This window comes from Stenotrophomonas sp. YJH_SMC_29, from assembly GCF_059371235.1.
This window is the reverse complement of the sequence record NZ_JCAFUK010000004.1, coordinates 81,033-102,241: the sequence shown is the minus strand read 5'-3', so window position 1 is coordinate 102,241 and position 21,209 is coordinate 81,033. Positions and strand designations below refer to the sequence as shown.

General features: G+C 66.9%; 22 protein-coding genes and 1 riboswitch. Of the genes, 10 read left to right on the top strand and 12 right to left on the bottom strand.

Annotation, left to right across the window (positions count from 1 at the left end; genetic code table 11):
* The first annotated feature begins 148 nt into the window (after positions 1 to 148).
* On the top strand, positions 149 to 2,482 hold the full coding sequence (locus AC5P9I_RS06400; protein ID WP_235644964.1) for an autotransporter family protein: 2,334 nt from the start codon (positions 149 to 151) through the stop codon (positions 2,480 to 2,482).
* Between the two features lie 456 nt (positions 2,483 to 2,938).
* Complete coding sequence (locus AC5P9I_RS06395) at positions 2,939 to 3,349, top strand: hypothetical protein (protein ID WP_130768499.1); 411 nt, start codon at positions 2,939 to 2,941, stop codon at positions 3,347 to 3,349.
* 118 nt (positions 3,350 to 3,467) lie between these two features.
* On the opposite strand, the gene thiL is transcribed toward AC5P9I_RS06395, so the two are convergent.
* The 5 genes from thiL to AC5P9I_RS06370 all read right to left on the bottom strand — a co-directional run bounded on the left by thiL (position 3,468) and on the right by AC5P9I_RS06370 (position 7,330).
* Positions 3,468 to 4,430 (bottom strand): thiamine-phosphate kinase, encoded by a 963-nt coding sequence (gene thiL, locus AC5P9I_RS06390; protein ID WP_130768500.1) that lies wholly within the window; start codon positions 4,428 to 4,430, stop codon positions 3,468 to 3,470.
* A gap of 120 nt (positions 4,431 to 4,550) precedes the next feature.
* Positions 4,551 to 5,030: a transcription antitermination factor NusB gene (gene nusB / locus AC5P9I_RS06385; RefSeq protein WP_130768501.1), complete on the bottom strand. Its 480-nt coding sequence runs from the start codon at positions 5,028 to 5,030 to the stop codon at positions 4,551 to 4,553.
* Positions 5,027 to 5,494, bottom strand: coding sequence for a 6,7-dimethyl-8-ribityllumazine synthase (gene ribH / locus AC5P9I_RS06380; protein WP_010481977.1), 468 nt, complete (start codon positions 5,492 to 5,494; stop codon positions 5,027 to 5,029). Before ribH ends, nusB begins: the two co-directional genes overlap by 4 nt.
* 136 nt (positions 5,495 to 5,630) lie before the next feature.
* On the bottom strand, positions 5,631 to 6,731 hold the full coding sequence (ribB, locus tag AC5P9I_RS06375; protein WP_049468272.1) for a 3,4-dihydroxy-2-butanone-4-phosphate synthase: 1,101 nt from the start codon (positions 6,729 to 6,731) through the stop codon (positions 5,631 to 5,633).
* Positions 6,728 to 7,330: a riboflavin synthase gene (locus AC5P9I_RS06370; RefSeq protein ID WP_049468273.1), complete on the bottom strand. Its 603-nt coding sequence runs from the start codon at positions 7,328 to 7,330 to the stop codon at positions 6,728 to 6,730. The genes ribB and AC5P9I_RS06370 overlap by 4 nt, the downstream gene beginning before the upstream one ends.
* 77 nt (positions 7,331 to 7,407) lie before the next feature.
* Positions 7,408 to 7,552: riboswitch (FMN riboswitch) on the bottom strand.
* 303 nt (positions 7,553 to 7,855) lie between these two features.
* Here AC5P9I_RS06370 and AC5P9I_RS06365 point away from each other — a divergent pair.
* The 5 genes from AC5P9I_RS06365 (at position 7,856) to AC5P9I_RS06345 (ending at position 11,431) form a co-directional block, all read left to right on the top strand.
* Complete coding sequence (locus AC5P9I_RS06365; protein WP_049468274.1) at positions 7,856 to 8,476, top strand: hypothetical protein; 621 nt, start codon at positions 7,856 to 7,858, stop codon at positions 8,474 to 8,476.
* 152 nt (positions 8,477 to 8,628) lie between these two features.
* Positions 8,629 to 9,513 carry a hypothetical protein gene (locus tag AC5P9I_RS06360; protein ID WP_130768502.1) on the top strand — a complete coding sequence of 295 codons (885 nt, stop codon included), beginning with the start codon at positions 8,629 to 8,631 and terminating at the stop codon, positions 9,511 to 9,513.
* Positions 9,514 to 9,678: 165 nt separating this feature from the next.
* Complete coding sequence (locus AC5P9I_RS06355; RefSeq protein ID WP_130768503.1) at positions 9,679 to 10,329, top strand: hypothetical protein; 651 nt, start codon at positions 9,679 to 9,681, stop codon at positions 10,327 to 10,329.
* Positions 10,330 to 10,622: 293 nt separating this feature from the next.
* Complete coding sequence (locus tag AC5P9I_RS06350; RefSeq protein WP_074725563.1) at positions 10,623 to 10,829, top strand: hypothetical protein; 207 nt, start codon at positions 10,623 to 10,625, stop codon at positions 10,827 to 10,829.
* 212 nt (positions 10,830 to 11,041) lie between these two features.
* Positions 11,042 to 11,431, top strand: a complete 390-nt coding sequence (locus AC5P9I_RS06345) for a hypothetical protein (protein WP_057494409.1) — start codon at positions 11,042 to 11,044, stop codon at positions 11,429 to 11,431.
* A gap of 35 nt (positions 11,432 to 11,466) precedes the next feature.
* Here the strand turns inward: AC5P9I_RS06345 and ribD are convergent, their stop codons facing one another.
* The 7 genes from ribD to AC5P9I_RS06310 all read right to left on the bottom strand — a co-directional run bounded on the left by ribD (position 11,467) and on the right by AC5P9I_RS06310 (position 16,705).
* Positions 11,467 to 12,552 carry a bifunctional diaminohydroxyphosphoribosylaminopyrimidine deaminase/5-amino-6-(5-phosphoribosylamino)uracil reductase RibD gene (gene ribD, locus AC5P9I_RS06340; protein WP_130768504.1) on the bottom strand — a complete coding sequence of 362 codons (1,086 nt, stop codon included), beginning with the start codon at positions 12,550 to 12,552 and terminating at the stop codon, positions 11,467 to 11,469.
* Positions 12,553 to 12,630: 78 nt separating this feature from the next.
* On the bottom strand, positions 12,631 to 13,152 hold the full coding sequence (gene nrdR / locus AC5P9I_RS06335; RefSeq protein ID WP_005415256.1) for a transcriptional regulator NrdR: 522 nt from the start codon (positions 13,150 to 13,152) through the stop codon (positions 12,631 to 12,633).
* A 146-nt stretch (positions 13,153 to 13,298) separates the two neighbouring features.
* Complete coding sequence (locus tag AC5P9I_RS06330; RefSeq protein ID WP_049468281.1) at positions 13,299 to 13,748, bottom strand: hypothetical protein; 450 nt, start codon at positions 13,746 to 13,748, stop codon at positions 13,299 to 13,301.
* Complete coding sequence (locus AC5P9I_RS06325) at positions 13,741 to 14,196, bottom strand: hypothetical protein (RefSeq protein ID WP_130768505.1); 456 nt, start codon at positions 14,194 to 14,196, stop codon at positions 13,741 to 13,743. The genes AC5P9I_RS06330 and AC5P9I_RS06325 overlap by 8 nt, the downstream gene beginning before the upstream one ends.
* Before the next feature lie 6 nt (positions 14,197 to 14,202).
* A complete protein-coding gene (locus tag AC5P9I_RS06320) occupies positions 14,203 to 14,676 on the bottom strand; it encodes a hypothetical protein (RefSeq protein WP_130768506.1) in 474 nt (157 codons plus the stop codon).
* Positions 14,677 to 14,793: 117 nt separating this feature from the next.
* Entirely contained in the window at positions 14,794 to 16,047 is a 1,254-nt protein-coding gene (gene glyA, locus AC5P9I_RS06315) for a serine hydroxymethyltransferase (RefSeq protein ID WP_057494411.1), read from the bottom strand.
* A gap of 187 nt (positions 16,048 to 16,234) precedes the next feature.
* Positions 16,235 to 16,705 carry an RcnB family protein gene (locus tag AC5P9I_RS06310; RefSeq protein ID WP_049468289.1) on the bottom strand — a complete coding sequence of 157 codons (471 nt, stop codon included), beginning with the start codon at positions 16,703 to 16,705 and terminating at the stop codon, positions 16,235 to 16,237.
* A 254-nt stretch (positions 16,706 to 16,959) separates the two neighbouring features.
* Here AC5P9I_RS06310 and ettA point away from each other — a divergent pair, with 254 nt between their 5' ends.
* The 3 genes from ettA to AC5P9I_RS06295 all read left to right on the top strand — a co-directional run bounded on the left by ettA (position 16,960) and on the right by AC5P9I_RS06295 (position 20,932).
* The gene (ettA, locus tag AC5P9I_RS06305; RefSeq protein ID WP_005415249.1) at positions 16,960 to 18,624 is read left to right on the top strand and encodes an energy-dependent translational throttle protein EttA; all 1,665 of its coding nucleotides are present in this window, start codon (positions 16,960 to 16,962) and stop codon (positions 18,622 to 18,624) included.
* 236 nt (positions 18,625 to 18,860) lie between these two features.
* Complete coding sequence (locus AC5P9I_RS06300; RefSeq protein WP_049468291.1) at positions 18,861 to 19,550, top strand: outer membrane protein; 690 nt, start codon at positions 18,861 to 18,863, stop codon at positions 19,548 to 19,550.
* 65 nt (positions 19,551 to 19,615) lie between these two features.
* The gene (locus tag AC5P9I_RS06295; RefSeq protein WP_049468292.1) at positions 19,616 to 20,932 is read left to right on the top strand and encodes an NCS2 family permease; all 1,317 of its coding nucleotides are present in this window, start codon (positions 19,616 to 19,618) and stop codon (positions 20,930 to 20,932) included.
* Positions 20,933 to 21,209: the final 277 nt, after the last annotated feature.

The window sequence follows — 21,209 nt, the reverse complement described above, 5'->3', positions numbered from 1 at the left end:
TCACCAGCCTGAACAGGGTGTCGCAGCAGTGCAGTGTCCCGACCATTCCCACCTGGAGGACCCGACCATGCGCGTTCAATCTTTCTCTGCAGCTACACCTTCTCTGCGCCCGTTGGCGCGCTGCCTGCTGTTGGCCCTGACGATGCCCATGGGCGCCGCCTGGGCCGGCGATCTCGATGGCGGCACCGCCGAGGTGGTCGCGGGCGATCCGGTCGAGCAGTGGCGTGTGCGCAACGGCGGTGCGCTGACCATCAATGGGGGTGAGGCCAACCAGATCAGTGCAAGTGAGGACTCCCGCGTTACGCTGAACAATGCTGTGATCACCCGCGACCCCAGCGTCAGCGGCGAGTACTACAACGTGTCTTTGCAGGACGACGCATCCCTTGAAGCGGTCGGCACGCTGTTCCAGGGAGGAGGCATTACCCTGTCCAACGGTAGTGCTACGGCGCGACTGGTCAACAGCAGTATCAACATCCCGGGTGGCGAAGCGGGGCGTCAGCTGTCGGTGGGTCTGGACCTGTTCCACAATCCGACCGTGCCCGCCACGCCAATCGATCCACGCGGGGTGCTGGACCGCACCCACGTCCGGGTGGGCGACGCGCCGGACGCATCCCGGGACAGCAGTAGCGGCATAGGTGTTCGCATGGGCTTTGGCACGGTGGACATCGTCAATGGCTCCTTCATCGACGCAGACAATGTTGGCGTCCTGTTCCTGGGTTCGGTCGGGCCTTTTGACAACACACTGCGTGTGGATGCCTCAACCATCAATTCCCGGCGTGGCGCAGCCCTTCGCGTCGCTCCGCGAAGGGAGGACCAGCGCTACGACATCACGATCGCCAATGATTCGCACGTCACCGGTGGCGATGGCAATCTGCTGCTGGTGCAAGCCTATGAAGCGACTCCCTCTACTGCCACGCCTGAGGTCCACTTCACGGTGGATGATTCGCGCCTGGCAGGCGACATCACCTATGACCGAACCTCGGTACCGAACGGCACGCTGGATGTGATCCTGCGCAACAAGGCGCAGATCGATGGCCGCTTCATCAACGTCACCTCGGCCAGCATCGACAGCGACAGCACCTGGCTGATGACCGGCGACAGCAATGTCGGCCACCTGGCGCTGGGCAACACCGGCACCGTAGCACTGGGTAATGGCAGCACGTTCAACACGCTTACCGTCGATACCTTCGACGGCGCCGGTGGCACCCTGCTGTTCAACACCCAGCTGGGCGACGACAGCTCGGCCACCGACAGGCTGATCATCAAGGGCGACGCCAATGGCAAGGCCAACGTACGCGTGCTCAATGCCGGCGGCGCAGGCGCCAAGACCGACAAGGGCATCGAGCTGATCCGCGTGGGCGGTGCGTCCAATGCGCAGTTCGACCTGCAAGGCCGCGCGGTGGGCGGGCAGTACGAGTACTTCCTGTTCAAGGACGCCACCAACGGCGGCTGGTACCTGCGCTCGGAGCTGGCCGGCACGCCGGACCCGTGCGTGGTGGATCCCACGCTGCCGGAGTGCACCCCGATCGATCCGGTGGACCCGGTCGATCCGATCGACCCCACGCCGGTGTTGCGCCCGGAAGCCGGCGCCTACCTGGCCAACCAGTTCGCGATGGACCAGATGCTGCGCCACGGCTGGCGCGACCGCCAGGGCGGCAACACCTCCGCCGTTGATGGCGTGCGTGGCTGGGCGCGGGTGGACGGCGCGCAGAGCAAGCTGTCTGCCGTGGAAGACCAGCTGGACCTGCGCGTGGACCGCTCGCGCCTGCAGCTGGGTGCGGACATCGGCGTGTTCGACAACGGCCAGGGCCGCGTGGGTGTGATGGGCACGCTGGCCAAGTCCGATGCCACCTCGCGTTCGCAGCTGACCGGCTACAGCGCACGCGGCAAGGTCAACGGTGGCGCGCTGGGCGTGTACGGCAACTGGAGCAACGATGCACTGTATGTGGATGCAAGCGTGCAGCGCGGCCAGTTCCGCAACCGCGTGCAGGGCGAAGGCCTGGCCGAGGAACGCTACGACTCGGACATCTGGCAGAGCTCGCTGGAAGCCGGCTACCGCATTGGCATCGGCCAGATCGGCCGCACCGCGCTGAACCTGCAACCGGAACTGCAGCTGGTCTACACCGACGCCAACACCGATCGCCATGAGGAAGCCAACGGCACGGTGGTGCGCAGCCTGGGCGACAGCGGCCTGTCCGGCCGCGTGGGTCTGCGCCTGCAGGGTGAATCGCGCTCGGCTGCCGGTGCGTCGGTCAGCCCGTATGTGGTGGCCAACTGGTACCGCGATCGCGCCAGCAACGGCATGGCGTTCGACGATGAAGCGCTGAAGGCCAGCGTGCCGCGCAACCGCTACGAGCTGAATGCCGGTGCGCGTGTGGACTTCCGTTCCGGCCTGAGCGCCTGGGGCGGCTTCGGTGTGATGCGCGGTGACCATGGTTACCGCGAAGCGACTGCCAATCTGAGCATGTCGTACAAGTGGTGAGGTAGAAGCGCGTTCTACTTTCTGTAAAGCCGAGCCATGCTCGGCTGCTTCTCAATGAGATTGTGATGAGCCGAGCGCCGGTTCGGCTCTACACGAATGTCGCGATTGCCACGCTGTGGCGTGCGCCGCACGATTGCAACGCGTTCGAGTTTTCCAACAATTCTCATTGGCAGCATTGGCGCTTCATGCAAATCATGTAGCGCCACCGACAACGGGTGGCACGGGCTTGCAATCCCGTAGGAAGGATCTGTTGGTTACGCTTGTCTGCCGGCGTCGCGCATTCCCTATGCGTGGCGTCGGCAGACATTCTGTCCGCGCACCTATGGCGGGCGGTGCGTGGGGGCCTCGTGCCCGCCGGCCTTTTGCAGATCCTCCACCGGTATTGCAACCACGCACCGTCCGCCACCCCCGCTGTTAAGGAGGGTGGCCCCTTGCCGCTTGCACAAGGACGCCACCATGACCGCTTCCCCCTACCCGCACCTGTTCGCCACCCTGGGCGAGGCCGCCACGCGCCTGCCCGATGACCTGGCCCGCACGCTGGAAGACACCTTCGTTGCGCTGCAGACCGGTAACAACCCTAGCGCCATCACCCTGCAGGCCTGCCTGCAGTACATCCGCCAGGGCGATGCCGCCGATGGCCAGCCGTGGCCCGGCGGCAACCGCACACCCGGGCAGCGCCTGGCCTTGGCGCGCATCGACCGCGCCAATGCGGGGCTCAGTTTCCTGCTGGAACTGCTGCACGCCACCGAACGCGTGCGCGTGGACGGGGATATCGACCAGCACATGGATGACGGCGCGCGCGAAGGGCTGTTGCTGGCCTGCCGTGGGCTGGCCGAGTATGTGGATGTGCAGTTGCGGGCGGTATGATGGCTTCTGTAGAGCCACGTCAACCAAAATAGTGCGCACTCGGGGTCAGAGCCCTTTGCGGCGCAAAGGGATCAGACCCCACGCCGGAAGGTTGGCACCCAGCAGTGCAGTCCTGCGGCTACGCGAAGTGCTGGTAACCGCCGTCGGCGGCTTCGCCGTCCACGTGCACGCCCTGCCCTTCGGCGATGCGGCCGATGCGGGTGAGCGGCACGTCCAGCGATTCGGCCAGATAGTGCAGCGCGTCGCGCTGGTCGGCGGCGGCGGTGAAGCACAGCTCGTAGTCGTCGCCCCCGCGCAGTGCGCAGTCGCGTGCAGCGTCGCGGCCGAGCAGTTCACGCAGCGCGTGCGAGATCGGCAGCGAATCGGCGTCCACATGCGCGGCCACGTTGCTGCGCGTGGCGATATGACCGAGGTCGGCCAGCAGGCCGTCGGACACATCCACCGCCGCGTGCGCGAAGGCCCGCAGGCGCAGGCCGAGGGTCACCCGCGGCGCCGGCCGCAGCAGGCGCAGGCGCAGGCTTTCGTAGTCGGCCAGCAGCGTGGCGGTGGCGATGCTCAACGCGCCTTGTTGCCACAGGCGCAGCGCGCCGGCGGCATCACCGAGCGTGCCACTGACCCAGACATCATCACCCACCTGCGCGCGGTCGCGCCGCAGGGCCTGGCCACGCCCGACCTGGCCCATCGCGGTCACCGACAGCGACAGCGGACCGCGCGTGGTGTCGCCACCGACCAGCGCGATGTCGTGCTGGTCGGCCAGGGCGAAGAAGCCATCGGCAAAGGCCTCGATCCAGTCTTCAGAGGCTTCCGGCAGCGACAGCGCCAGCGTGCACCACGCCGGGCGCGCGCCCATCGCGGCCAGGTCCGACAGGTTGACCGCCAGGGTCTTCCAGCCGATGTCGAAGGCCGGGGTCTCCACCGGGAAGTGCACGCCGCTGTTGAGCGTATCGGCGGTGACCACCAGCTGTTCGTTGGCACGCGGCTGCAGCAGCGCGGCGTCGTCGCCGATGCCGAGCAGGATGTCGTCGCGCTCGAGGGTACGGGCGCGGATGCGGTCGATGAGGGCGAATTCGGCCAGGGACATGGGGCGTTCCCGCTGTTGTTCGTGCCGCGCATCGCGCGGTGGGCGGTAGTGCCGGCCGCTGGCCGGCAACCTCAGGATCCCTGCAGCTGCCGGCCAGCGGCCGGCACTACCACAGGCGGGTCAGTGACCCGATTCGACCTTGCGCCATTCCACGGCGGCACGATCCAGCACGCCGTTGACGTAGGTGTGGCCGTGTTCGGAACCGAAGCGCTTGGCCGATTCGATGGCTTCGTTGATCACCACGCGGTACGGCACGTCCAGGCGGTGGCGCAACTCGTAGGCGGCCAGGCGCAGCACCGCGCGCTCGATCGCGTCCACTTCCTCGATGCCACGGTCCAGGTACGGGCCGAGCGCCTCGTCGATGTCGCGACGGTTGTCGAGCACGCCGTGCACCAGCGCCTCGAAGTACGCCAGGTCGGCAATTTCGCGGGCCTGCTCGTGGGCAAACTGGGCGATCAGCGACTGGGCGTTGCCGCCGGAGATCTGCCAGGCGTAGATGGCCTGCACGGCACGACGGCGGGCGCGCGAGCGCAGCACCGGATCGACGCCATCGCGGCGGACGGGTTTACCGGAGGGCTTGCCCTGGGTGTTCTTGTTCATGGCAGTTGCTCCAGCAGATTGACCATTTCCAGTGCGGCGAGTGCGACTTCCTCGCCCTTGTTGCCGTGGCTGCCGCCTGCGCGGGCCTCGGCGTCTTCCACGCGTTCCACCGCCAGCACGCCGTTCAGCACCGGCACGCCGAAATCCAGCTGCACGCGCATCAGGCCTTCGGCGCAGCGGTCGGCCACGTGTTCGTAGTGGCGGGTGTCGCCACGGATCACGCAGCCCAGGGTGAGGATGGCAGCGTGTTCATGGGCGGCGGCCAGGCGTGCGGCCACCAGCGGCAGTTCCCACGCACCCGGCACGCGGATCACGTCGATGTTGGCTTCGGTGATGCCGTTGCCGGCCAGGCTCTGGCGGGCGCCAGCGACCAGCGTGTCGGTGATGCGGGCATTCCAGCGGCTGGCCAGGATGGCGAAGCGCGCCGACTCGGGAGTGCGAAGATCGCCTTCGTAGTGGCTCATATGCGGCTTGGGGAACTCGATAAGGGGGTAATTCTAGCGTGGATGGGCCCCGGCCGTGGCTGGCGGGGGCCCGCAGGGGCTGCCGACCAACGGCCGGCACCCACCGGTAGTGCCGGCCGCTGGCCGGCAATCCCCATTACAGGGTGACCGTCTCCACCACTTCCAGGCCGTAACCGGCCAGGCCAACCTGGCGGCGCGGGGTCCCCAGCACGCGCAGCTTGCCCAGGCCCAGGTCGGACAGGATCTGCGCGCCGGCACCGTTGCGGCGCCACTGGCCCACGTCCTTGTCCTTGCCCGGCACCACCGGCGCCGGCTGCTGGCGCAGGCGGGCCAGCAGGGCTTCGCCATCGCGCGGGGCCGACAGCACCACCATCACGCCGGCGCCTTCGGCATCGATCGCACGCAGGGCATCGGTGGCGGCCACGCCGAAGTCGTCGCGGCGCCAGTGCAGCAGGTCGGCCAGCGGATTCTCCACCTGCACGCGCACCAGGGTTGGTGTTTCCGCATCCGGCGTGCCGCGCACCAGCGCGAAATGCAGGTCGTGGGCGATGCGATCGCGGTAGGTCACCAGCTTGAACGGGCCGAATTCGGTGTCGATCTCGCGCTCGTCCACGCGTTCGACGGTCTTTTCCGTGGCCAGGCGGTAGGCGATCAGGTCGGCGATGGAGCCCATCTTCAGGCCGTGCTCGCGGGCGAACACTTCCAGCTCCGGGCGGCGCGCCATGCTGCCATCCGGATTCAGGATCTCCACCAGCACGCCGGCCGGCTCCAGCCCCGCCAGCATAGCCAGGTCGACGCCGGCTTCGGTATGGCCGGCGCGGGTGAGCACCCCGCCCGGCTGGGCGATCAGCGGGAAGATGTGGCCCGGCTGGTGCAGGTCCGACGGCTTGGCGTTGGGCTTCACCGCGGTGCGGATGGTGTGGGCGCGGTCGTGGGCCGAGATGCCGGTGGTAACCCCCTCGGCGGCCTCGATGCTGACCGTGAAGTTGGTCTGGAACTGCGCGGTGTTGGCCTGCACCATCGGCGCCAGGCCGAGGTCGGCGGCGCGGGTGCGGGTCAGCGGCAGGCACACCAGGCCACGGCCGTGGGTGACCATGAAGTTGATGTCCGACGGCTTGACCAGCTCGGCGGCCATGATCAGGTCGCCTTCGTTCTCGCGGTCTTCGTCATCGACGATGACCACCATGCGGCCCAAGCGGATGTCTTCCAGGATTTCCGGAATCGGGGCGAAGTTCATGCGCGTGCTCCTTCGCCCAACAGGCGTTCGACGTAACGGGCCACCAGATCGATTTCCAGATTGACCGCGCTGCCCACGCCGGTGGCGGAGAAGGCGGTGTTGGCCACGGTGTGCGGGATCAGGGCGACTTCAAAACCTTCGTCGTCCACTTCGTTGACGGTGAGGCTGACGCCGTCCACGCAGATCGAGCCCTTCTTGGCGATGTAGCGGCGCAGCGAGGCCGGCGCGGCGAAACGCCAGCGCTGGGCCCGCGCGTCGTCATGGATGGACAGCACCTGGCCGAGGCCGTCGACGTGGCCGCTGACCAGATGGCCGCCCAGGCGATCGGTCGGGCGCATGGCGCGCTCCAGGTTGATGACCGCCCCTTCGCCCAGTTGGCCCAGCGTGGTCAGGCCCAGGGTCTCGGTGGAGGCATCGGCCTGGAAGCTGTTGGCGTCGAATGCGATGACGGTGAGGCAGACACCGTTGATGGCAATGCTCTCGCCCATCTGCACGTGGTCGAACGGCAGATTCCCGACATGGAAGGTGAAGCGGACATCGCCGCCGATGGATTCGCGTGCGGCCAGACGGCCGACGCCTTCGATGATTCCAGTAAACAAGTAACGTTCTCCGCGAAAAGTGAGCGAAAAACGCCGCAAGGCAAACAGGCGGGCGCAGGGCCGCGAAGGCCCTGTGGCACCGTCTTCTTTCATCCGGACTATACCGTCGGCTCCGGCATCGGACCGGATCTGCTGACCCCCGGCCGTGGGCCGGGGCGCTCGCGGGCTCGTGCTTGCGCACCTACCGCCGGTGGGGAATTGCACCCCGCCCTGAAGACGTTTGTGTACCGGCGAACCGGCGTGGCTAGTGTACCAGCCCGGGCTGAACGGGGTGGGATGCCCGGGGTCGGATCCCTTTCCGCAGGAAAGGGCTCTGACCCTGGGCCTCTCGGAATCGCGGAGGAGTCAGAGCCGTTTTCCCCAAGGGGAAAACGGATCCGACCCCGGCCACGTCTGGCCAGCCTGTGACGACGGTCTCTCGCATTTTGTAAAACTTTCATTAAAATCCGCAGCGGACGACATGAGGTCGCCACGGGCAGCTGCGATGGCAGGCCCGCCAATGGACTGAAATTCACAGGAATTCCCATGCGCAAGATCCTGATCGTGGCTGCCCTGCTGGCCGCTGCCCCGTTCTCGGCCTCGGCCGACGCCCTGAGCTACACCTACGTCGAAGGCGGCTGGACCCAGGTCCAGGTTGACGACAACGTGCTGGACGACCCGAAGGTCGACGGCGGCTACCTGCGTGGTTCGGTCGCGCTGGCCGAGCAGGTCTACGTGTTCGGTGGCTGGTCGCGCACCAGCAAGACCCGCCACTACGGCGAAGATTCGCTGAAGCTGGAACTGAACCAGCCGGAGCTGGGTATCGGCTACCACATGCCGTGGACCGACCGCCTGGACTTCACTGCCGATGCCGCCTGGGTGCGCCAGAACGCTGAATCGACCCTGCGCTACGACGGCGTGCGTTACCACGGCAAGGACCACACCAACCTGGGCCGCGTCACCCTGGGTATCCGCGGCAAGCCCTCGCGCATGACCGAAGCCTGGGCCAAGGCCGGCTACATGGATGGCGGCAACAACTACAAGGGCACCTGGGTCGGCACCGTCGGCGGCCAGATCAACTTCACCAAGACCTGGGGTCTGGTGGGCGAGATCGCCGGCTATCGCGACGTCACCCAGTACTCGGTTGGCGTGCGCGCCAGCTTCTGATCCAACGATCGCTCCTCGTCGTGCGATCGAACGGGCCCCGCGAGGGGCCCGTTTTTTTTGGCCCGCGCGTACCGGCCCGTGGCGACCGGGCGTCATCACGCCCGCGAACAGATGCGCTAGGCTTGCGCGCATCTGGAACCGGAAACACTGTCATGAAGACCCCCTTGCGTACCCTGCTGGCCAGCGCCCTGCTGGCTGCCCCGCTGCTGGCCGGCGCCGCCCCGGCCACGCTGACGCCCGAACAGGCCTTCGACCTGTACGCGCGCGTGCTGCTGGAAGACGATGCCGCCGCGACCCGCACGCTCAACGATGCGCTGAAACCCGCCTTTGAAGGCCAGGATGCGGTAACCCCGAACCCGGGCGCACTGGCCAAGGCGCTGGCCGAACCGTGGCAGGTGGTGCTTGCCAGCGCCGGTGCCAAGGCCGACGCAGCCGCCACCGAAGCGCTGTATGCCAAGGCCCTGCGTGATTCGAAGTGCCGCGCGACCAAGAGCGTGATCGAAGACAACGAATACGTCGAAGGCCAGAAGCTGGCGCGCATCGCCTTCAGCTGCCAGGTGCCCGACCTGGGCAACGTGCGCCCGTTGTTCGCCGCCAGCCTTGCAGCCGATGCCAGCCCGGCCGCGCGCAAGCAGTTCACCGACGCCTACACGCAGGCGCTGCAGAGCGGCGCGCGCGTGCCGGTCAGCGGCACCTTCACCCTGTACCCGGCCAAGGACAACGGCTACTGGTACAGCGGCAATTTCGATGATCTGGTGGGCACCGTGGCCGGCGCGCTGGCACCGTTCGAAGACTGGATGCAGGACGCGCAGGCGGCCACCGCGCCGAAAGTAACCGGCGTACCGGGCTGCGACCTGCTGCTGCAGCAGCATCGCGCCTGCGTGGCGAAGATCGCGCCGGACCAGATCAGTGGCGTGGACGCGATGGCCGAGGAACTGAAGGCCAAGGCCAAGGTGAAGTCGGCCGAAGACATGACGCAGGAATGCAAGGCACTGCGCCCGATCGCCGAGATGATGTGGACCGACGAATGCGCGTGAGGTGGTAACGGCGGGCCGCGCGCGATGTGCGCGGCTTTTCAGCCAGCACAATTCGGACAATTCGCATGGACAGCCTACGACTGTATTGGCGATGCTTCGCCATCTTTTCCTTGCCACATCTCCATGTTGAAGCCTCTCCATGCCCTGCCGCCGAGTGCGCACGCCTTGGCACTGTTCGTTCTGCTGGCATCATCGGCAAGGGCGGCCAGTTCACCGCCATCGCCGGAAGAGGCGTACACGCTGCAGGCCCGCGTCTACCTGCAGGGTGATGCGTCAGCGAAGGCATCGCTTGAGGCATTGGGCCCCGGCTGGGTGCCCAGCGAACGCATCGATTGGCAGCCCGTCATTGATGATGTGCCTGCGTGGCTGGGGAGGCAGGCCTTTCCGGCGCCCTCCCCTGCCATCGGGCGCGGGTTTGCCCAGGCACTGCGCACACGGTTGGCCCTGATTCGCTGCGAAGCCAGAAATTTCCTGCCCCTGGGTTCACCGGAAATCGGCATGTTCGCGCTGGCGTGCACCCACCCGGACGTATCACCCCTGCGCGAGGCTTACCTAGCGCTTCGCAACACGAAACAACCCGACGTCCAAGCGCAGAGCGATGAGCTATTCAGCCGCTGGGCCACCCTACTGCGCGATGCCCCGGATGGCACGCACTGCATACCGGTAACGGGCTGGTATCTGGGAAATCACGAAGCCGCCGACGCCGCGCGCGGTCAACAACTTTCGCGGACCGTGCTGATGAAGCTCATGCCGCTGGACACGTGGGACGCCGGCGAGGACGAGGCAGATTCCGCAGAATTGTGCGAGGTCAACTGACGCGCGCAGCACACTGTAGAGAGCAAGTCTTCCTCTACAAAAAGTCGCGCGGAAACGCAGATGCGTATGCTCCGCCGTCCGCTTTGTTCCGCAAGGCTTCCATGATGCTGACGCGCTGTCTTCCGCTGCTGCAGTCCATTCCCCTCATCGCACCCGAGACCGACGCGTCAGCATCGACAGCATGAAGGACTTCCAGATGTTCGCATCGGCAACCCGACACCGCTGTTGAACACGGTTGCCGATGCATTCCTACCATTCTTCGAATGGAATGAACACCTGCCCGACGAGGCCCGATGTTGCCGCGCCTGCTGTTCTTCCTGCTGTGGATTGCTTCGACCGCCTCTGCGCAGACACCCGTGCCAACACCGGAGCAGAGCTTCGACCTGTTCGCGCGGTTCATGCTGGAAGGTGACACCGATGCTGAAGCACAGATCGCCGCCAAGGCAGTGGACGACGCGGTTGACACCATGGCCGCTTCGGTCCGATTCCGCGAGCCATGACATCAATGATGCTGACCGCCAGGCTCGCGCGACTCTGTAGCGCCGGGTCAAGCGCGGCGCCTTTCCCAACGCCACACATTTTCAGACAAGGTGCATGGGCCCCTGCATGAGGTTTCCTGCGGCAAAAGTAATCGCACTTTTCAGAACCGTTGCATGGCCCTGTGCAGCCTCCATGGTCAATGCTGTTGCCCTCTTCCACTGGGGGCAACCGCATGAACCACCGTATGACGTCGACCGCGATCATGGTGCTGGCGCTGATGGCGTGCTGGCAGGCCGAGGCCTCCAGGTTCAAAGCCACGAAGATCATCGTCGTCCAACCCTCGGTCGCCTTCGAGTCAACGCAGCTGAGCGACAGGCACCTGGATGCGTGGATGAGTGAGGATGATCACTGCCGCGACTTCCTGATGTACCACGATCAATGCGCCGTGCTGGTACTGCCGGATCAGTACGACGACGGTTTCACCCGCCACCAGCTGCGATTGAAGGCCAGGCAGCTGCCGGGCGAGGCATTGGGCGCGTACTGCCGCGACCTGCATGTGCTGTGGAAGCAGCAATGGAAAGGCCAATGCCCCGTTGGCGAAGAGGACGACGAAGCGACCTGACGCCGAGGGCATAGCGCCTGCTCTGCGTTAGTCCCTCACGGGCGCAGCAGCAGCCGGATGTCCTCGCCCACCTGCCGCTGGTCGACCACGCGCAGGCGACGCTGCTGATCCATCGCCTCGATGCCGAGGCCAGCCAGCAGCGGGCGTCCGCTGTCGCCCAGCAGCGTGGGGGCCTGATAAAGCAGAAGCTCATCGACCCAGCCGCCGCGCAGCAGCGCACCGGCCAGCGTGGCACCGGCTTCGGTGTGCACTTCGTTGATGCCGCGCTCGGCCAGCAGCGCCAGCACCGCGCCCAGATCCAACCGCCCATCAACGCTGGGCATGCTGGCGAATTCGGCATCGGCCGCGTCCGGTGCGCTCACCGCCGCAGCGTGCAGGTACAGCGTCGGTGCCCCGCCCTCGCGCACACGGCTGCATTCGAGCGAACGCAGGCGCGAATCGAGCACCACCCGCAGCGGTGGCATCACCTCGGTATCGGCCAGGCGCACGGTCAGCATCGGGTCATCAGCGAGCACCGTGTCGGCGCCGGTCAGGATCGCACCTGCGCGTGCCCGCCAGTGCTGCACGTCTTCGCGCGCGGCCGGCCCGGTGATCCATTTGGAACTGCCATCGGCCATCGCAGTACGACCATCCAGGCTGGCGGCCAGCTTCACCCGCAGCCACGGGCGGTTGCGCTCCACGCGTGACAGGAAGCCCTTGTTGAGTTCGCGCGCCTGCGCTGCCATCAGCCCTTCGGCAACCTCGATGCCGGCGTTGCGCAGCAGATCGAAGCCACCGCCATCCACCTTGGGGAACGGATCGCGCATCGCCGCAACCACGCGCGACACGCCCGCTTCGATCAGCGCCAGTGCACACGGCGGTGTGCGCCCGTAATGGGCACAGGGCTCCAGGGTGACGTAGGCGGTGGCACCGCGCGCCTCGCTGCCGGCATCGCGCAGCGCGAACACTTCCGCATGCGGGCCACCGGCCCGCTGGTGCCAGCCCTGCCCCACCACGCGTTCGCCATGGGCGATCACGCAGCCGACCATCGGATTGGGGCGGGTGGTATAGGCAGCGCGCTCGGCCAGGCGCAGCGCGTTGGCCATGTGCAGGTGATCGAGGACGGAGAACGGGGTGGTCATGCGACCATGGTAACGCTGCCAGTGGCGATGCACGCCATCAGTGCCCACCAGTGCGGGCACTCACCCAGGCAGAGGCGGTCAGCCCTTCTTCTTCTTGGTCAGGGCGATCACATCACCCAGCAGCTGCAGCTGTTCGGTACTGGACGGCAGATCGCGCTCGAGCTTCTCGATCTCCTCGCGGAAATCGGCCACGTCCTCGAAGCTGCGGTACACCGAAGCGAAGCGCACGTAGCCCACGTGGTCGAGCTTGCGCAGTTCGTTCATGACGAACTCGCCGACCTTGATCGAGGGCACTTCGCGCTCGCCGCTGATGCGCAGCTGGTGCACCACCGCCCGTACCGCCGCTTCGATCTTGTCTTCGGGCACCGCGCGCTTCTGCAGCGCGCGGTCGAACCCCGCGCGGACCTTGCGCTGGTCGAAGGCCTCGCGGGTGCCGTCACTCTTGACGATGGCCGGCAGTTTCAGTTCGACCGTTTCCAGGGTGCTGAAGCGCTCGCCGCAGGCTTCGCATTCCCGCCGACGACGGATCGTCGCGCCGTCTTCGGAGACGCGCGAGTCGATGACCCGGGTATCGGCATGTTGGCAGAAGGGGCAATGCATGAAACGCCTGGCTCAGGGAAGTACCTATTGCCACGGTCATGGCAGCGTCGCAAAGGTACCTGAGAAGGGGCGCAGCAGCAAATGCTGCCTGCACGGAAGCGCCTGCAATTCAGCCCGCCAGCCCGGGCGAGGCCGCGACGCGCCGCTCAACCGGGTGCGGGTGGCGGCGATGCGGCGCGTGCCCAGCGCAGCCAGGCCAGGTGCCCGGCCATCACCAGCAGCGGCGGACCAAACCCGAGAAGGCCCAAGGTCGAGATCTCGCCATTGCTGATAGTGAAGTACAGCGTGGCGACGACCACGCCCGACGCGGCCAGGCTGCCCAGCGCCAGGCCGACCCAGGCCACAGCCGGTGATTGGCGCAGGCCGGCAACACCGCGCCACAGGAACAGGCCGCTCAGCCACAACCACGACAGCAGGCCGATGAGGCCGGCCGACGACCACAGCAGCAACAACGTGTACTCGTCGCCCGTCAGGTACTTGCCCTCCCAGACGACCATCAGCCCCAGCACGGCCCCCGTGCCGCCTGCCGCCACGGCGGGCAGGCCCACCAGCAGGCCGGCAATGGCCATCCAGCGTTTGTGATGACGCTCATCCATGCGTTCCGTTTCCTTCGATGGGCTGTGCCCGGCCGCGGCGCTTGACCCACACCAGCCTAGCGGCCGGTACCAGCATCGACGGGCCCAGCAGCAACAGGGCGATGCCTTCGGTGTGCACGGTGATGCTCCACCACAGCGCCAGCCCCAGCAGGGGCACGGCGGCAAGACTGCCGGCCAGCAGCATCCACCACCAGAGGCGGTGCACCTGCAGCCCGGCACGTCCCTGCAGCAGATACCCGGCGCTGAGCCACAACCAGGCCAGGCAGCCGGCAATGCCGGCCAGGCCCCACAGCGGCATCAGGGTCACCGCGGCCAGCGTGCCATGGCCGAACTGGCCCAGCCCCGTCAGCAGCAGCATCGTCGCCGCGGCACCACCCGCCACCAGGCTGGGCAGGCCGAGGATCACCGCCAGGACGGCATACAGATACCGGGCGCGGCGCTCATCCACGCGGGCCTACTCCTTTGACCGTGCCGGGCCGGATGGCTCGCCCAGGGCGTCAGCACGCAGCCGCAGGAGGATCAACATACCGGTGGGCACCAGCAGGGACGGCCCGGCGAACAGCCCGCTGAGCACGGACGAACCCAGCTCGGCGAAGTAGTACAGCGCCATCGCCAGCAAGGGCAGGCCTGCCAGCACGCCCAGGCCCAGCAGCAGCCACCAGCGGCGTGATGCCCTGTGCAGCCCGCGTGCGCCATCGCGCAGCCAGACGATGCTGAGCGCGACCCAGGCCACGAGGCCGGCGATCGCGCACGATCCCCACGCGAACATGCCGGCGGCAAACCACAGTTTGTCCGCGTCCAGCGAGACGAGCCCGATCACGCCCATGACCACGGCGATGCAGGCGCCGGCACCGCCGAAGAACAGGCTGGGCAGGCCGAACAGCACCGCCAGCGCGATGTACAGGTACTTGAGGCGGCGCTCATCCATGCGCGGGGTTCCTGGTGACGGGGTCAGAGCCCTTCCGTGCGGGAAGGGATCCGACCCCTGCGTCGTGGCGGGGTCGCATCCCTTTCCGCCAGGAAAGGGCTCTGACCCCGGCCCCGATCAGCCGTAGACCGGGTACTTGCGGCACTGCGCGCTGACGGCGTCGCGCACGCGGGCGATGACGGCGTCATCGTTCGGCGCATCGAGCACGTCGGCGATCCAGTTGGCCAGGTCCACACAGTCCTGTTCGACGTAGCCGCGGGTGGTCACCGCCGGGGTGCCCAGGCGCAGGCCCGAGGTCACGAACGGCGAACGCGGGTCGTTCGGCACCGAGTTCTTGTTGACGGTGATGTGGGCCTTGCCCAGCGCGGCTTCCGCGTCCTTGCCGGACACGTCCTTGCCGATCATGTCGACCAGCATCAGGTGGTTCTGGGTGCCACCGGAAACGATCTTGTAGCCGCGCGCGATCAGCGTGTTGGCCATCGCCTGGGCGTTCTTCACCACCTGCTGCTGGTAGGCCTTGAAGCCCGGCTCCAGCGCTTCCTTGAAGGCCACGGCCTTGCCGGCGATGACGTGCATCAGCGGACCGCCCTGGATGCCCGGGAACACGATCGACTGCAGCTTCTTGACCAGGTCTTCGTCGGCACCCTTGGCGATGATGATGCCGCCGCGCGGGCCGCGCAGGGTCTTGTGGGTGGTGGAGGTGACCACGTGGGCGTGGTCCAGCGGGCTGGGGTAGACGCCAGCGGCGACCAGGCCGGCGACATGGGCCATGTCGACGAACAGGTAGGCACCGACCTTGTCGGCGATGGCACGGAAGCGCGCCCAGTCGATCACCTGCGAGTACGCCGAGAAGCCGGCGACGACCATCTTCGGCTTGTGTTCCAGGGCCAGGCGCTCGACTTCGTCGTAGTCGATCAGGCCCTGGTCGTTGACGCCGTACTGCACGGCGTTGAACAGCTTGCCCGACGCATTGACCTTGGCACCGTGGGTGAGGTGGCCGCCGTGGGCCAGGCTCATGCCGAGGATGGTGTCGCCCGGCTGCAGCAGGGCGAAGTACACGGCCTGGTTGGCCTGCGAGCCGCTGTGCGGCTGCACGTTGGCGTAGTCGGCGCCGAACAGCTGCTTCAGGCGGTCGATCGCCAGCTGCTCGGCGATGTCCACGTATTCGCAGCCACCGTAGTAGCGCTTGCCCGGGTAGCCTTCGGCGTACTTGTTGGTCAGCTGGCTGCCCTGCGCTTCCATCACCGCCGGGCTGGTGTAGTTCTCGCTGGCGATCAGCTCGACATGGTCTTCCTGGCGCTGGGTTTCGGCGGCGATGGCCTTGGCCAGTTCGGGATCGTAGGTTTCGATGCGGACGTCACGCGGGAACATCGGGTACTCCAGCAGGCAGGGAAAGGGGTACGACTCAGCCCCTGATTGTAGCCCCGCACCGGCCTGCCGGGGCCGAAACAGACGGGGCCGGCATTCCCGAAGGAATCCGGCCCCGTATGGTTTCAATCGACAGTTGTGGGGTCAGAGCCCTTTCCGTTGGAAAGGGATCCGACCCCGGCCGCGATCGTCAGCGGCTGCTGACGATGTAGTCGGCGATGATCCCGCTGGCGATGGCCACCAGCAGCATGTTGCCGCGGTCATCGCGGATCCACTGGTGGCCGTAAGGCGGGCGGCGCAGGTGGTAGCGCGGGTAGTCGTTCACCACGTAGATCGGGCCGCGGTAGTAATCACGGTAGCGGTGTCCGACCTTCCAGCCGTAGCCCGGGCCATAGGCCGGGCGGTAGACCACGCGCGGCGGCGGCGGTGCCGGGCGATAGTAGCGGTCGTGGTCGCGGTGCCAGTCGCGGCGGTCGCGTTCCCAGTCGCGCCGGGCCTCACGGCGGTCGCGTTCCCAGTCACGGCGGTCCTGGCGCCACTCGCGGCGATCCTCCCGCCATTCGCGGCGGTCACGGTGGTCGTTGTCGGCGAAGGCGGGGGCCACCGCGCCGAGCGCCAGCACAGAGGCCACGGCTCCGGCCATTACTCGATTGATGCGCATGTCAGACCTCTGCTTGGGTGGGTGGTGAGCCCATATTGCGCAACCGATCTGAACCGTTTCCGGCTGGAAACGCTTCCCGCTGCAGGACTGTGACGGAGTATTCAGGCCACGGCCAGCCTGCGCGGCTCCGGCCGGGCGCGGGCCGGAACCGGTTCCGGCTATAATTGGCGGTATTCCATTCCAGTCTGTGCCCGCTGCCGCAACGGGATGTTCCCGTGACGGGTCGGGCGCAGGGCCGCGCCTACGGAGACCGCATGTCCTCGCAATACATCTACACCATGAACCGCGTGTCCAAGGTGGTCCCGCCCAAGCGGCAGATCATCAAGGACATTTCCCTGTCCTTCTTCCCGGGCGCGAAGATCGGCCTGCTGGGCCTGAACGGCGCCGGCAAGTCCACCGTGCTGAAGATCATGGCCGGCGTGGACACCGATTTCGAGGGTGAAGCCCGTCCGCAGCCCGGCATCAAGGTCGGTTACCTGGCGCAGGAACCGGAACTGGACCCGAACAAGACCGTGCGCGAGTCGGTCGAGGAAGGCGTGGGCGAAGTGCTGCAGGCCCAGGCCGCGCTGGAGGCGGTGTACGCCGCCTACGCCGAGGAAGGCGCCGACTTCGACGCGCTGGCCAAGGAACAGGAGCGCCTGGAGGCGATCCTGGCCGCCGGCGACGCGCACACCCTGGAAAACCAGCTGGACGTGGCCGCCGATGCGCTGCGCCTGCCGCCGTGGGATGCCAAGATCGCCAACCTGTCCGGCGGTGAAAAGCGCCGCGTCGCACTGTGCCGCCTGCTGCTGCAGAAGCCGGACATGCTGCTGCTCGACGAACCGACCAACCACCTCGACGCCGAGTCGGTGGAATGGCTGGAACAGTTCCTGGCGCGCTATACCGGCACCGTGGTGGCCGTCACCCACGATCGCTACTTCCTGGACAACGCCGCCGAGTGGATCCTGGAACTGGACCGCGGCCGCGGCATTCCGTGGAAGGGCAACTACACCGAATGGCTGGTGCAGAAGGATGAGCGCCTGAAGCAGGAAGAGAACCAGGAAAAGGCCCGCCAGAAGGCGATCCAGAAGGAACTGGAGTGGTCGCGCCAGAACGCCAAGGGCGGCCGCTCCAAGGGCAAGGCCCGTCTGGCCCGCCTGGAAGAGCTGCAGTCGCAGGATTACCAGAAGCGCAACGAGACCAACGAAATCTTCATCCCGCCGGGCGAGCGCCTGGGCAACATGGTGATGGAGTTCAAGAACGTCTCCAAGAAGTTCGGCGACCGCCTGCTGATCGACAACCTGTCGATGCTGATTCCGCCGGGCGCGATCGTCGGCATCATCGGCCCGAACGGCGCCGGCAAGTCGACGCTGTTCAAGATGATCACCGGCCAGGAGAAGCCGGATTCGGGCGAGATCGTGATCGGCCCGACCGTGCAGCTGTCCTATGTGGACCAGAGCCGCGACAAGCTGGAAGGCAACCACAACGTCTTTCAGGAAATCGCCGGTGGCCTGGACATCCTCAACATCAACGGCATCGAGATCCAGTCGCGCGCCTACATCGGCCGCTTCAACTTCAAGGGCCAGGACCAGCAGAAGATGGTCGGCTCGCTGTCCGGTGGTGAGCGTGGCCGCCTGCACATGGCCAAGACCCTGCTGCAGGGCGGCAACGTGCTGCTGCTCGACGAACCGTCCAACGACCTGGACATCGAAACGCTGCGTGCGCTGGAAGACGCGCTGCTGGAGTTCCCGGGCAACACCTTCGTGATCTCGCACGACCGCTGGTTCCTGGACCGCATCGCCACGCACATCATCGCGTTCGAAGGCGACTCGCACGTGGAGTTCTTCCAGGGCAACTACCGCGAGTACGAGGAAGACAAGAAGCGTCGCATGGGCGACGATGCCGCGCCGAAGCGCCTGCGCTTCAAGGCGCTGAAGTAAGCCAAACCGCAGAACACGAAAGGCCGCGCTCGCGCGGCCTTTCGTCTTTCAGGCCGTCCTGTCGCCAGTTTTTCCAGGTGTTTTCGCCGGTCGGAATTCAACCGCTGATGAACGCCCGAGCCCCAAAAGGCGTGAAAGCCTGTCGCCGCCGGACTTTGCAATTCCTTGTATGTATTCACCCGCCCACATCGGTTTTCCTACGTCCCCGCTCCATCCCCCCAACGTAGGAAACCGCAATGAAAGCACTGATCATCACCACGGCAGCCCTGATGCTGTCGGGCACCGCCACGGCCGCGACCACCGACTGGGACGGCTTCTACCTGGGTGCCCAGGCCTCGCATGGCGAGGGGCACAGCAACGACCGCAGCAATGCCAACGCCTCGGAAAAGAGCGTGCGCGGTTTCACCGGCGGCATGCAGGGTGGCCGTCGCTGGCAGTTCGACAACAACATCGTGGTCGGTGTTGAAGGCGCGCTGTCGTTCGGCAACGTCAGCCGTGACTGGAAGGATCGCGAACAGCACCAGTACAGCCCGTACTACGGCAAGGATGCGGTGACCCGTTCGGGCACCTTCGATGTGACGCTGGGGCGCGTGATGGGCCGCTGGCTGCCCTACGTCGGCGCAGGCGTGACCGTGGCCCAGCAGGAGTTCACCCTGGGCTGCGACAAGTCGCTGGTGGAGGCCACCCACGGCTGTCGCGTGGCCGAGTTCGAGACCCGCGCGTCGCACCTGTCAACCGGCGCCCACGCCACCGCAGGCGTGCTGTACCGCTTCAACGAGCGCCTTTCGGCCGGTGCCGAATACCGCTACACCCACCTGGGTTCCAGCCCGGTGACCCTGGAAGACCCCAACTACCCTGCTGCGGCCCGTCGCAGCTTCCATACCGACTACAGCAGCGTTACGCTGAAGTTGAACTACCACTTCTAAGCGCCTGACGACGCACCCGCAGCTCCCCTACGGGCGGCAGGGCGCGCAGGCATGAGAGATCTGCGATGTCCCTGTTCGAACGCCTGTTCCAGCTGCAGCAGCACGGCACCACCGTGCGCACCGAGCTGCTGGCCGGTGTCACTACCTTCCTGACGATGTCCTACATCGTCTTCGTCAACCCGGAAATCCTCGGCACCACCGGCATGGATGCGGGTGCGGTGTTCGTGGCCACCTGCCTGGCCGCTGCGCTGGGTTCGGCGGTGATGGCGCTGGCGGCCAACTTCCCGGTGGGCATGGCACCGGGCATGGGCCTGAACGCGTTCTTCGCCTTCACCGTGGTCGGTGCCGCTGGCCTGCCGTGGCAGCAGGCACTGGCTGCGGTGTTCATCTCCGGCCTGGTGTTCCTGGTGCTGTCGCTGACCGGTGTGCGGGCGTGGCTGGTGTCGGGCATCCCGGCCTCGCTGCGTTCGGCGATCGTGGCCGGCATCGGCCTGTTCCTGGCGATCATCGCGCTGCAGAAATCCGGCGTGATCGTCGGCAATGAAGACACGCTGGTGGCGCTGGGCCCGTTGAACACGGCGCCGCCGCTGCTGGCGCTGGCCGGCTTCCTGCTGATTGCCGTGCTGGAAGCGCGCCGTGTCCGTGGCGCGATCCTGATCGGCATCCTGGCGGTGACCGGCGCGGGCTGGGCATTGGGCGACGTGCAGTACCAGGGCCTGGTCTCGCTGCCGCCGAGCCTGGCGCCGACCTTCCTGCAGCTGGACCTGCCGGGCCTGCTGCACCACAACGGTGGCGCGCCGATCGCCGTGTTGCTGCAGGTGGTGCTGGTGTTCGTGCTGGTGGAAGTGTTCGATGCCACCGGCACCCTGTATGGCGTGGTCGGTCGCGCCGGACTGCTGAAGCTGCCGGGCGCGCAGAAGCGTTTCGGCCGCGCGCTGCTGGCTGACAGCACGGCGATCGTGGCCGGTTCGCTGCTGGGCACCAGCAGCACCACCGCGTTCGCTGAAAGCGCCTCGGGCGTGCAGGTGGGCGGCCGCACCGGCCTGACCGCACTGGTGGTGTCGGCACTGTTCCTGGCCGCACTGCTGTTCTCGCCGCTGGCGGCGATGGTGCCCGGCTATGCCACCGCACCGGCGCTGCTGTTCGTGGCCGGCCTGATGTTGCGCGAACTGGTGGACGTGGACTGGAGCGACCTGACCGAATCGGTGCCGGCCGCCCTGTGTGCGCTGGCGATGCCGTTCACCTATTCGATCGCCAACGGCCTGGCGTTCGGCTTCATTGCGTATGCCGCGCTGAAGGCCGGCACCGGGCGCTGGCGCGAGGTGCATCCGGCGGTGTGGCTGGTGGCGGTGCTGTTCGCGCTGCGCTACGCGTTGGAATAATCGGGGCGCGATGCCGGCCAGCGGCCGGCACTACCGGGTGGTGACTCACCTGCCACCCGGGGGCGATGCCGGCCAGCGGCCGGCACTACCGGGTGGTGACTCACCTGCTACCCGGGGGCGATGCCGGCCAGCGGCCGGCACTACCGGGTGGTGATTCACCTGCCACCCGGGGGCGATGCCGGCCAGCGGCCGGCACTACCAGAGCACGCGGTGGCCAGCGGCCGGTACTATCTGGTGCGGGGTTCACCTTCCAGCCACGGTGCTCTGGGATGATGCG

Excerpts from the sequence above, each read along its gene's own strand:
- AC5P9I_RS06400 (WP_235644964.1), top strand. The coding sequence starts at position 149 with ATGGGCGCCGCCTGGGCCGGCGATCTCGATGGCGGCACCGCCGAGGTG.
- AC5P9I_RS06395 (WP_130768499.1), top strand. The coding sequence starts at position 2,939 with ATGACCGCTTCCCCCTACCCGCACCTGTTCGCCACCCTGGGCGAGGCC.
- thiL (WP_130768500.1), bottom strand. The coding sequence starts at position 4,430 with ATGTCCCTGGCCGAATTCGCCCTCATCGACCGCATCCGCGCCCGTACC.
- nusB (WP_130768501.1), bottom strand. The coding sequence starts at position 5,030 with ATGAACAAGAACACCCAGGGCAAGCCCTCCGGTAAACCCGTCCGCCGC.
- ribH (WP_010481977.1), bottom strand. The coding sequence starts at position 5,494 with ATGAGCCACTACGAAGGCGATCTTCGCACTCCCGAGTCGGCGCGCTTC.
- ribB (WP_049468272.1), bottom strand. The coding sequence starts at position 6,731 with ATGAACTTCGCCCCGATTCCGGAAATCCTGGAAGACATCCGCTTGGGC.
- AC5P9I_RS06365 (WP_049468274.1), top strand. The coding sequence starts at position 7,856 with ATGCGCAAGATCCTGATCGTGGCTGCCCTGCTGGCCGCTGCCCCGTTC.
- AC5P9I_RS06360 (WP_130768502.1), top strand. The coding sequence starts at position 8,629 with ATGAAGACCCCCTTGCGTACCCTGCTGGCCAGCGCCCTGCTGGCTGCC.
- AC5P9I_RS06350 (WP_074725563.1), top strand. The coding sequence starts at position 10,623 with ATGTTGCCGCGCCTGCTGTTCTTCCTGCTGTGGATTGCTTCGACCGCC.
- AC5P9I_RS06345 (WP_057494409.1), top strand. The coding sequence starts at position 11,042 with ATGAACCACCGTATGACGTCGACCGCGATCATGGTGCTGGCGCTGATG.
- ribD (WP_130768504.1), bottom strand. The coding sequence starts at position 12,552 with ATGACCACCCCGTTCTCCGTCCTCGATCACCTGCACATGGCCAACGCG.
- nrdR (WP_005415256.1), bottom strand. The coding sequence starts at position 13,152 with ATGCATTGCCCCTTCTGCCAACATGCCGATACCCGGGTCATCGACTCG.
- AC5P9I_RS06330 (WP_049468281.1), bottom strand. The coding sequence starts at position 13,748 with ATGGATGAGCGTCATCACAAACGCTGGATGGCCATTGCCGGCCTGCTG.
- AC5P9I_RS06320 (WP_130768506.1), bottom strand. The coding sequence starts at position 14,676 with ATGGATGAGCGCCGCCTCAAGTACCTGTACATCGCGCTGGCGGTGCTG.
- glyA (WP_057494411.1), bottom strand. The coding sequence starts at position 16,047 with ATGTTCCCGCGTGACGTCCGCATCGAAACCTACGATCCCGAACTGGCC.
- AC5P9I_RS06310 (WP_049468289.1), bottom strand. The coding sequence starts at position 16,705 with ATGCGCATCAATCGAGTAATGGCCGGAGCCGTGGCCTCTGTGCTGGCG.
- ettA (WP_005415249.1), top strand. The coding sequence starts at position 16,960 with ATGTCCTCGCAATACATCTACACCATGAACCGCGTGTCCAAGGTGGTC.
- AC5P9I_RS06300 (WP_049468291.1), top strand. The coding sequence starts at position 18,861 with ATGAAAGCACTGATCATCACCACGGCAGCCCTGATGCTGTCGGGCACC.
- AC5P9I_RS06295 (WP_049468292.1), top strand. The coding sequence starts at position 19,616 with ATGTCCCTGTTCGAACGCCTGTTCCAGCTGCAGCAGCACGGCACCACC.